We start from the raw sequence: 8382 nt of genomic DNA on the forward strand, positions 1-8382 counted from the left end.
GATCAGGGCTGCGGCCCGCTGCGCGTCACTCCACCCCGATGATGAGCGGGCAGGCCGCCTGGCCGCCGCCGTAGACGACGGTGTCCACCGCGAGGTGACTGTCGCGCACATGTGCCTGCAACCGTTCCGCCAGGTCGTCGGGGACACCCTCGCCCAGCACCAGCGTCACCATCTCGCCGCCCGCCGCGAGCATCCGGTCCAGTACGACGGTGCCCGCCTCGACGATGGTGCCGCCGATGACCGCCACGTCGCCGTCGATGAGACCGAGGACGTCGCCCGCCTGGCAGACGCCCGCCATCGTCCACGACTCCCGCTCGGCGACGGCGAGTTCGGCGTACCGGGTGGCACCGGCGGCCGAGGTCATGGCGACCACGTCCTCGTCGAATCGGCGCGTCGGCTCGTGGACGGCGAGCGCCGCGATGCCCTGGACCGGGGAGCGGGTGGGGATCACGGCGACGCGTACGCCCTCGGCGCGCGCCTGTTCCGCGGCGGCGGCCGCGGCGTCCCGCAGCTCGGCGTCGTTGGGCAGCAGCACCACTTCGAGCGCGTTGGCGCGGCGGACCGCCTCGGCTATATCCCCGCTGGCGATCGGCGCGTCGGGGCAGACCCGCACCACGGTCGCCCCGGCCTGTGTGCACAGGTCGGCGAGGCCCTCCCCGCGGACGACGGAGACGACGGCCCGCCGCACGGGCTCGGGACGCCGGCCGTGGCGACGGCTCCGGCTCGCAGCGTCGCGGGCGGCGTCGCCGAAGTGGGTGATGCGGATCCGGTACGGGCGGCCGGCCTCGACGCCGGCCTCGACCGCCGCACCCGCGTCGTCGACGTGGACGTGAACGTTCCACAGTCCGTCGCCCCCGACGACGACGAGGGAGTCGCCGAGCGCATCGAGCCGGTCCCGCAGCACGGGGATGGCGGGATCGGGCGCTTCGAGCAGGTAGATGACCTCGTAGGCGGGGCCGCCGGGGACGGCGTGCGGGTCGGGTGCGCCGTCGCCCACGCACATCCGGGGTACGGCGGCGGCTCCGGCGAGCGCCTCGGGACGCGGCACCGCGCGCCCCTCGCCGTCGATGGCGTCGGCGAGCGCGCCGAGCACGGCCACCAGGCCGAGCCCGCCCGCGTCGACGACCCCGGCCCTGCCGAGCACGTCAAGCTGGCCGGGGGTGGCGGCCAGCGCACGGCGGGCGCCGTCGTAGGCGGCGCGGGCGATGGCGTCGGTCGTCCCCGCGGCGAACGCGGCGGCCTCGGCCGCGGCCACGGCGACGCTGAGCATCGTTCCCTCGACGGGGTGAGCGACCGCCTGGTAGGCGGAGGCTGCCGCGCGCCGGAGGGCGTCGCGCAGCGCCGCGGCGTCGGCCTCGTGCCCCGGGCCTTCCGCCGCCGTCGTCTCATCGGGCTTTGCCGCGAGCACCTCGCCCATGCCGCGCAGCAGCTGGGCCAGGATCGTGCCGGAGTTTCCGCGGGCGCCGATGAGCGCGCCGTGGGCCATAGCCCGTACCGCTTCGGCGCGGTCGGGCCGGGCGCCCGAGGCGGCGTGGCCGTCGAAGACGGCGTCCACGGACTGGGCTGCCGACTCCACGGTCAGGTACAGGTTGGTGCCGGTGTCCGCGTCGGCGACGGGATAGACGTTGATCGCGTCGATCTCCTCGCGCGCCCGCCCCAGCTCACGCAGGGCCAGTCGGCACCATGTGCGCACCGCGGAGGCGTCGAGCGATTGCGGCACCGAGTCCTCCCGATCCACGGCCGGTGTGATGCGCAGCGCCGGAGCGGCTGCGCGGATACGTAGGGTGTACGCGACAGTAGTGGCGTGGCGCTACCTGCGCCCACCCGGCCCCGTTCGCTTCTCCGCCCGCGGCGGCCACGCGTCACCCGGCCCGCGGCCGGGGCGGAGAGGCCTGCCTGGTCATGGTAGTTTCGTTCTACGGGAGCGGTCGTTGTATGCTGCTCCGGTTGCCCGGCAGCAGTCGGGCCTTCCCCTCGGCTCCGCCGAGATCTCACCGTACGTGCATCTGAAGTCTTTGGAGTGACCCGTGGCTGCCAACTGCGACGTCTGCGGCAAGGGGCCGGGCTTCGGCAACAACATCTCGCACTCGCACCGCCGTACTCGCCGTCGTTGGAACCCCAACATCCAGACGGTGCGCGCCGTGGTCGGTCGGACGCCGAAGCGCCTCAACGTCTGCACCTCGTGCATCAAGGCCGGCAAGGTCTCGCGCTGACGTCGTAACGGACGTCGTAGCGCGCCCTTCGGCTCTTCGAAGCCGGTCCGCCTCCGGGCGGGCCGGCTTCGTGCTGTTGAGACGTGGTGTTCAGCGCAGGCGCCATGCGTGATCGACGGGGCCGATGCCCGCGCCGAGCGGGAAGCCGGCCGCGATCGCGCCCGTGACGTACTCCTTCGCCGCGCCGACCGCCTGCGGGACGGGCAGTCCCCTGGCGAGATGCGCGGCGATCGCGCTCGCCAGTGTGCAGCCCGTGCCGTGGGTGTGCCGGTTGGCGTGGCGGGGTGCGCGGAACCAGTGCTCGTCGGTGCCGTCGGAGAGCAGGTCGAGGGCGTCAGCGCCGCCCGGCAGGTGTCCGCCCTTGATCAGCGCCCAGCGCGGTCCGTGGGCGAGGACGGCGCGCGCCGCCTCCCGCATCTGCGACGCATCCGTCACCCGCACCCCCGTCAGCTGTGCGACCTCGTCGAGATTGGGCGTGGCGACGGTGGCGACCGGCAGCAGCCTGGTGCGTACGGAGTCGAGCGCCTCGGCGGCGAGCAGGGTGTCCCCGTGCTTGGAGACGCCCACCGGGTCGATGACGACGGGGGCGTCGACCTCTTCGAGCAGCCCGGCGACGGTGCGCACCAACTCCGCTGAGGAGAGCATCCCGGTCTTGACCGCCTGCACGCCGATGTCGTCGACGACGCTGCGGAACTGCGCGCGCACCGCCTCGGCCGGCAGCTCCCAAACTCCTTGGACACCACGTGAGTTCTGGGCCGTGACCGCGGTGATCACGCTCATGCCGTGCACGCCGAGCGCAAGCATCGTCTTCAGGTCGGCCTGGATGCCCGCGCCGCCGCCGGAGTCGGACCCGGCGACGGTCAGCACGGCAGGCGGAGCGCTCATGACGACGAATCTACTTCTCGCCCTCACTTGCCGCCGAAGTGGTCCCAGCCGCCCGCCTTGTCCCAGGGCGCACCGTCGACTGTCACCTGTGGGGTGCCGACCGCCTTGTCGACGCGGCCGATCACCCGCCAGCGGGCGGGGAGTTTGGTGCCCTGCGGGAAGGTCGCCACGATCGCGTGGTCCTCTCCCCCGGTCAGCACCCACTGCAACGGGTCGACGCCCACCGCCTGCCCGATATCCGTCATCTGCGCGGGGACGTCGAGGTCGCCGGATTTCACGTCGATGCAGACGCCGCTGGCGGTGGCGATGTGACCGAGGTCGGCGACGAGCCCGTCGCTGACGTCGGTCATCGCGGTCGCGCCGAGCTCCGCCGCCGCGGGACCCGCGTGGTAGGGCGGCTCCGGTCTGCGGTGCGCCTCGACGAAGGCGCGCGGGGAGCGGAAGCCGCGGGAGAGCACCGCGTAACCGGCCGCCGACCAGCCCAGCCACCCGGTGACGGCGACGACGTCGCCGGGCCTGGCCCCGGAGCGGGTGACCGGTTCGCGGTTGCGCAGATCGCCGAGTGCGGTGATGGCGACGGTGATGGTCTCGCCGCGTACGACGTCGCCGCCGACCACGGCCGCGCCCGCCACCTGGCACTCGTCGCGCAGGCCGTCCATCAGCTCGACCGGCCATGTGGCGGACAGCTCGGCGGGGACCACGAGGCCCAGCAGCAGCGCGGTCGGCACGGCGCCCATGGCGGCGACGTCGGCGAGGTTCTGCGCCGCCGACTTGCGGCCCACGTCGTACGCGGTCGACCAGTCGCGGCGGAAGTGGCGGCCTTCGATCAGCACATCGGTGGTCGCCACGACGCGGCGGTCCGGGGCGGCGACGACGGCCGCGTCGTCGCCGGGTCCCAGCCGTACGGCAGGGGTGGTGGTGAGGCGCGAAGTCAGTGCTCTGATGAGCCCGAACTCCCCCAGCTCCCCCACGGTGCCCTTCATCCCACTCGCTCCTTCAACCCCTGCTGCAACAAGAACATCAATACGTCTCACGACGCCTCAATCCGTCAACGCCCGGTGTGCCTTCAGCACCCGCCGCGCCGGACGCGGGTCATGGTCTCCCCGCGACACGCGCGGACGCGGTACCGTGGCGTCCCCCTCCCACATGATCCTCGTAGCCGCCCTGGAGGTTCCGTGGTACAGGCGTACATCCTGATCCAGACCGAGGTCGGCAGGGCCTCGTCCGTAGCGGAGGTGATCTCTACCATTCCGGGCGTCATCACGGCCGAGGACGTCACGGGGCCGTACGACGTGATCGTGCGGGCAGAGGCAGACACGGTGGACGAGCTCGGCCGCATGGTGGTGGCCAAGGTCCAGCAGGTGGACGGCATCACCCGTACGCTGACCTGCCCGGTCGTCCATATCTAGCTCCGCCTATGCTCGGCCGGTGAGCTCTTCCACCCATCGGCTGTTCGTTGTCCTGCCCGTCGCCGCCGTGCTGCTGGCGGCGGCGGGCTGTGCGTCGGGAGGTTCCGCGGGCGTCACCCCTCCGACACCGCCCGCGGCCGAAGCGAAGCTCTGCCAGGCGCTGCACGCGGCGCTGCCTCGGACCGTCGACGGTCTGAAGTGGCGCACGACGGACCCGGCGTCCCCGTACACCGCCGCATGGGGCGACCCCGCGGTGGTGCTGCGGTGCGGGACGCCCAGCCCCGATGTCCTGACTCCCGGCAATGCACATTACAACCCGACGGCCGACGCGGCAGAGATCGACGGCGTCGACTGGTTGGTGGAGCAGCAGTCGGACGGCTCCTACCGCTTCACGACGACCGACCGCGAGGCGTGGGTGGAGGTCTCCGTCCCGTCCAGGTACGCCCCCCAGGTCAATCCGCTCACGGACCTCGCAGGCGCGGTCAGCAGGACCCTGCCGACCACCGTCGCTCCCGGCACGGGCACGCGCTAGCGCGCGGCCTTGCCGGGCTCACGCAGCCAATCCTCCCCCCGGGGGCAAGCCACCCAACTCCCACCAGGGCAAACCCCCGGCCCCCGCGGCCACACACTCGCCGGGCGAAAGCCTGCTAGCGGAGGCCCGTGGGGCGGCGCAGGGCGGCCTGGATGAGGCGGTCGATCAGCTCGGGGTAGCTCACTCCGCTCTCCTGCCACATGCGCGGGTACATGGAGATCGGCGTGAAGCCCGGCATCGTGTTGATCTCGTTGATCACGAACTCGCCGTCGTCGGTGAGGAAGAAGTCCGCGCGGACCAGGCCCTCGCACGATGCGGCCTCGAAGGCGGCGACCGCGAGTTCGCGCACCCGCTCGGTCTCCTCCGCCGTGAGCGGTGCCGGGACGACGCCCTCGGCGGAGTCGATGTACTTCGCCTCGAAGTCGTAGAAGGCGTGCTCGCTCACCGGCGGGATCCACGCCGGGACGCTGGCGCGTGGGCCGTCCTCGAACTCCAGGACGCCGCACTCGATCTCGCGGCCCGTGAGCAGCGACTCGATGAGGACCTTGGGGTCGTGGCGGCGTGCCTCCTCGATCGCCTCGTCCAGGGCGCCCAGGTCGTCGACCTTGCTGATGCCCATCGAGGAGCCGGCGCGTGCGGGCTTCACGAACAGCGGCCAGCCGTGCTCGGACGCGAAGTCCACGATCTTCCTGCGGGCACCCGCCTGGTCGCGCTCCCACTCACGGGGGCGGATCACGACGTACGGGCCGACCGGCAGCCCGAAGGAGGTGAACACCCGCTTCATGTACTCCTTGTCCATGCCGACGGCGGAGGCGAGCACGCCCGCTCCGACGTACGGGACACCGGACAGCTCCAGCAGGCCCTGCAGGGTGCCGTCCTCGCCGTACGGCCCATGCAGCACGGGAAAGACGACATCGACCTCGCCGAGCGCCTTGGGCACCGAGCCGGGTTCGGAGTAGACGATCTCCCGGTTGGCCGGCTCGACGGGCAGCACGACGCTGCCGTCCTGCGACTCTGCGAGCTGCTCGACGCTCGGCAGCTTGCGGTCGGCGATCGCCATGCGCTCGGGGTCGTCGGCGGTGAGCGCCCAACGGCCGTCCGCGGTGATGCCGATCGGCAGCACGTCGTACTTGGTCCGGTCGATGGCACGCAGCACGGCGCCGGCCGTCACCACGGAGATGGCGTGCTCGGAGCTGCGGCCGCCGAAGACGACCGCAACCCGCGGCTTGCGGTTCTGGGGGGAAGGCACGTTGCTCATGTCGCTGTGACCCTACCCGTTACGCGGTGAAATTCAGAGCAGTCACCGGCGCTCCGCCTTCGCCGAGCGCGACATGAGCTCCTTGAGCGCGACGAGCGGGGGTTTTCCGTCGTGCACGATGCTCACCACGGTTTCGGTGATGGGCACCTCGACACCGTGCCTGCGCGCCAGATCCAGCACGGATTCGCAGGACTTGACGCCTTCCGCCGTCTGCTTGGTGACCGCGAGCGTCTGTTCCAGCGTCATCCCGCGGCCCAGGTTGATGCCGAAGGTGTGGTTGCGGGAGAGCGGCGAGGAGCAGGTGGCGACGAGGTCGCCGAGGCCCGCAAGACCCGCGAAGGTGTGGGCGTCGGCGCCCATCGCGAGCCCGAGCCGGGTGGTTTCGGCGAGCCCGCGCGTGATGAGCGAGGCCTTGGCATTGTCGCCGAGCCCCATTCCGTCGGCGATGCCCACCGCGAGGCCGATGACGTTCTTCACCGCGCCGCCGAGTTCGCACCCGACCACGTCGGTGTTGGTGTACGGGCGGAAGTAGGCGGTGTGGCAGGCGGCCTGAAGGCGCTGGGCGACGGCCTCGTCCCGGCAGGCGACGACGGACGCGGCGGGCTGCCGCGACGCGATCTCCTTGGCCAGGTTGGGACCCGTCACCACGGCGACGCGGTCCGGACCCACCTTGGCGACCTCCTCGATGACCTCGCTCATCCGCTTGGCCGTACCGAGTTCCACGCCCTTCATCAGGCTGACGAGGACGGCGTCGGAGGGAAGCACGGGCGCCCACATGGTGAGGTTGGCGCGCACCGTCTGCGAGGGGATGGTGAGTATCACGAAGTCGGCGTCGCGCGCGGCCTCCGCGGGGTCGGCGGTGGCCCGGACGGCGTGCGGGAGTTCGATGCCGGGCAGATAGTCCGGGTTGGTGTGGGTGGTGTTGATCGCCTCGACGAGGGCGGGGCGCCGGTGGTGCAGGGTCACCTCGCAGCCGGCGTCGGCGAGCACCATCGAGAAGGCCGTGCCCCAGGAGCCGGCCGAGTACACCGCACAGCGCGTCGTCACTTACGCTTCACTCTCTTCCGTCGCGTCCGTCTCTTGTGCCTCTGACGCCCCTGACGCCCCTGGTGCCGCTTGCGCCGCTTCCGTCGCGCCGGCGGAGGAGCGCCCGTCCTCCTCCGCGAGGTGCGCCTTGGTCTTCGCGGCCACTTCGGCGCGCGCCTTGCGCGGGTCGTAGCGCTCGGCGGGAGCAGGCTCACCGCGCAGCTCACCCAGCAGATCGGCGATGGCGTTCATGATCACCTCGGTGACGATGCGGAGGTTCTCCGCGGTCGGCTCGAGGTCGTAGTACGCGGACAGGTCCAGCGGCGGCCCGGCGATCACCCTGAGCGTCTTGCGCGGCCACAGCCGCAGCTTGTCCTCCTTGGCGTACGGCGGCATGGCCTCGTTCGCACCCCACTGCGCAACGGGGATCACCGGCGCCTTGGTGAGCAGCGCGACCCGGGCGGCACCGGTCTTGCCCTGCATCGGCCACAGGTCGGGGTCGCGGGTGAGGGTGCCCTCGGGGTAGAAGGCCACGCATTCGCCGGAGTTGATGGCGCTGACGGCGGAGCGGAAGGCGGTGGCGGCGTCGGTCGACTCGCGGTAGACGGGGATCTGCCCGGTGCCGCGCAGGATGGCGCCGACGAAGAAGTTCTTGAAGAGCCCGTCCTTGGCGAGGAAGCGCGGCACTCGCCCGGTGTTGTACTGAAAATGCGCGTATGAGAGGGGGTCGAGGTAGGAGTTGTGGTTGATCGCGGTGATGAATCCGCCCTCGGCCGGAATGTTCTCCATTCCCCGCCAGTCCCGCTTGAACAACACGATGAGCCACGGTTTCGCGATGACGGCTGCAAGGCGATACCAGAAGCCGATTCTGCGGCGGGACACCAGGACACATCTCCTCAGTTGGCTCGGTCGGCGCATGACGCTGTAGGCCGGATCGCGCGGGGATCCGGGCAGCCGCACAAGTGTCGCCCCAGGTCCGCGGTCTGTCGAGAAGCCCCCGCCGTGGCGGGTGCGCGGCTGGTGGTGGTAGGGACACCGTAACGCCGGGTTGGGTGGGTG

At 71.7% G+C, this 8382-nt stretch carries 8 protein-coding genes and 1 pseudogene; 3 read left to right on the plus strand and 6 right to left on the minus strand.

The window, feature by feature from the left end; genetic code table 11:
• Positions 1-25 precede the first annotated feature (25 nt).
• Positions 26-1720, minus strand: coding sequence for a DAK2 domain-containing protein (locus NGB36_RS27635; RefSeq protein WP_255923275.1), 1695 nt, complete (start codon positions 1718-1720; stop codon positions 26-28).
• A gap of 307 nt (positions 1721-2027) precedes the next feature.
• On the opposite strand from NGB36_RS27635, the pseudogene rpmB reads away from it, so the two are divergent.
• A pseudogene (gene rpmB / locus NGB36_RS34090) lies at positions 2028-2138 on the plus strand (50S ribosomal protein L28); the annotation flags it as partial.
• A gap of 165 nt (positions 2139-2303) precedes the next feature.
• On the opposite strand, the gene thiD reads toward rpmB, so the two are convergent.
• Positions 2304-3098 carry a bifunctional hydroxymethylpyrimidine kinase/phosphomethylpyrimidine kinase gene (thiD, locus tag NGB36_RS27645; RefSeq protein ID WP_255923262.1) on the minus strand — a complete coding sequence of 265 codons (795 nt, stop codon included), beginning with the start codon at positions 3096-3098 and terminating at the stop codon, positions 2304-2306.
• Between the two features lie 23 nt (positions 3099-3121).
• Positions 3122-4081, minus strand: coding sequence for a thiamine-phosphate kinase (locus NGB36_RS27650; protein ID WP_255923263.1), 960 nt, complete (start codon positions 4079-4081; stop codon positions 3122-3124).
• 192 nt (positions 4082-4273) lie between these two features.
• On the opposite strand from NGB36_RS27650, the gene NGB36_RS27655 reads away from it, so the two are divergent.
• Together NGB36_RS27655 and NGB36_RS27660 are read left to right on the plus strand one after the other, a co-directional pair.
• Positions 4274-4507 carry an Lrp/AsnC ligand binding domain-containing protein gene (locus NGB36_RS27655; RefSeq protein WP_255923264.1) on the plus strand — a complete coding sequence of 78 codons (234 nt, stop codon included), beginning with the start codon at positions 4274-4276 and terminating at the stop codon, positions 4505-4507.
• A 19-nt stretch (positions 4508-4526) separates the two neighbouring features.
• A complete protein-coding gene (locus NGB36_RS27660; protein ID WP_255923265.1) occupies positions 4527-5039 on the plus strand; it encodes a DUF3515 domain-containing protein in 513 nt (170 codons plus the stop codon).
• Between the two features lie 115 nt (positions 5040-5154).
• Here NGB36_RS27660 and NGB36_RS27665 read toward each other — a convergent pair whose 3' ends face one another.
• From NGB36_RS27665 to NGB36_RS27675, 3 genes are read right to left on the minus strand one after another with little or no spacing between them, the layout of a single operon-like run.
• Positions 5155-6297, minus strand: a complete 1143-nt coding sequence (locus NGB36_RS27665) for a D-alanine--D-alanine ligase family protein (protein WP_255923266.1) — start codon at positions 6295-6297, stop codon at positions 5155-5157.
• A 42-nt stretch (positions 6298-6339) separates the two neighbouring features.
• A complete protein-coding gene (locus tag NGB36_RS27670; protein WP_255923267.1) occupies positions 6340-7344 on the minus strand; it encodes an NAD(P)H-dependent glycerol-3-phosphate dehydrogenase in 1005 nt (334 codons plus the stop codon).
• Entirely contained in the window at positions 7345-8205 is an 861-nt protein-coding gene (locus NGB36_RS27675; protein WP_255923268.1) for a lysophospholipid acyltransferase family protein, read from the minus strand.
• Positions 8206-8382: the final 177 nt, after the last annotated feature.

Origin of the sequence: Streptomyces humicola, from assembly GCF_024436035.1 — a bacterium.
Classification (GTDB): domain Bacteria; phylum Actinomycetota; class Actinomycetes; order Streptomycetales; family Streptomycetaceae; genus Streptantibioticus_B; species Streptantibioticus_B humicola.

Excerpts from the sequence above, each read along its gene's own strand:
- NGB36_RS27665 (WP_255923266.1), bottom strand. The coding sequence starts at position 6,297 with ATGAGCAACGTGCCTTCCCCCCAGAACCGCAAGCCGCGGGTTGCGGTC.
- NGB36_RS27650 (WP_255923263.1), bottom strand. The coding sequence starts at position 4,081 with ATGAAGGGCACCGTGGGGGAGCTGGGGGAGTTCGGGCTCATCAGAGCA.
- thiD (WP_255923262.1), bottom strand. The coding sequence starts at position 3,098 with ATGAGCGCTCCGCCTGCCGTGCTGACCGTCGCCGGGTCCGACTCCGGC.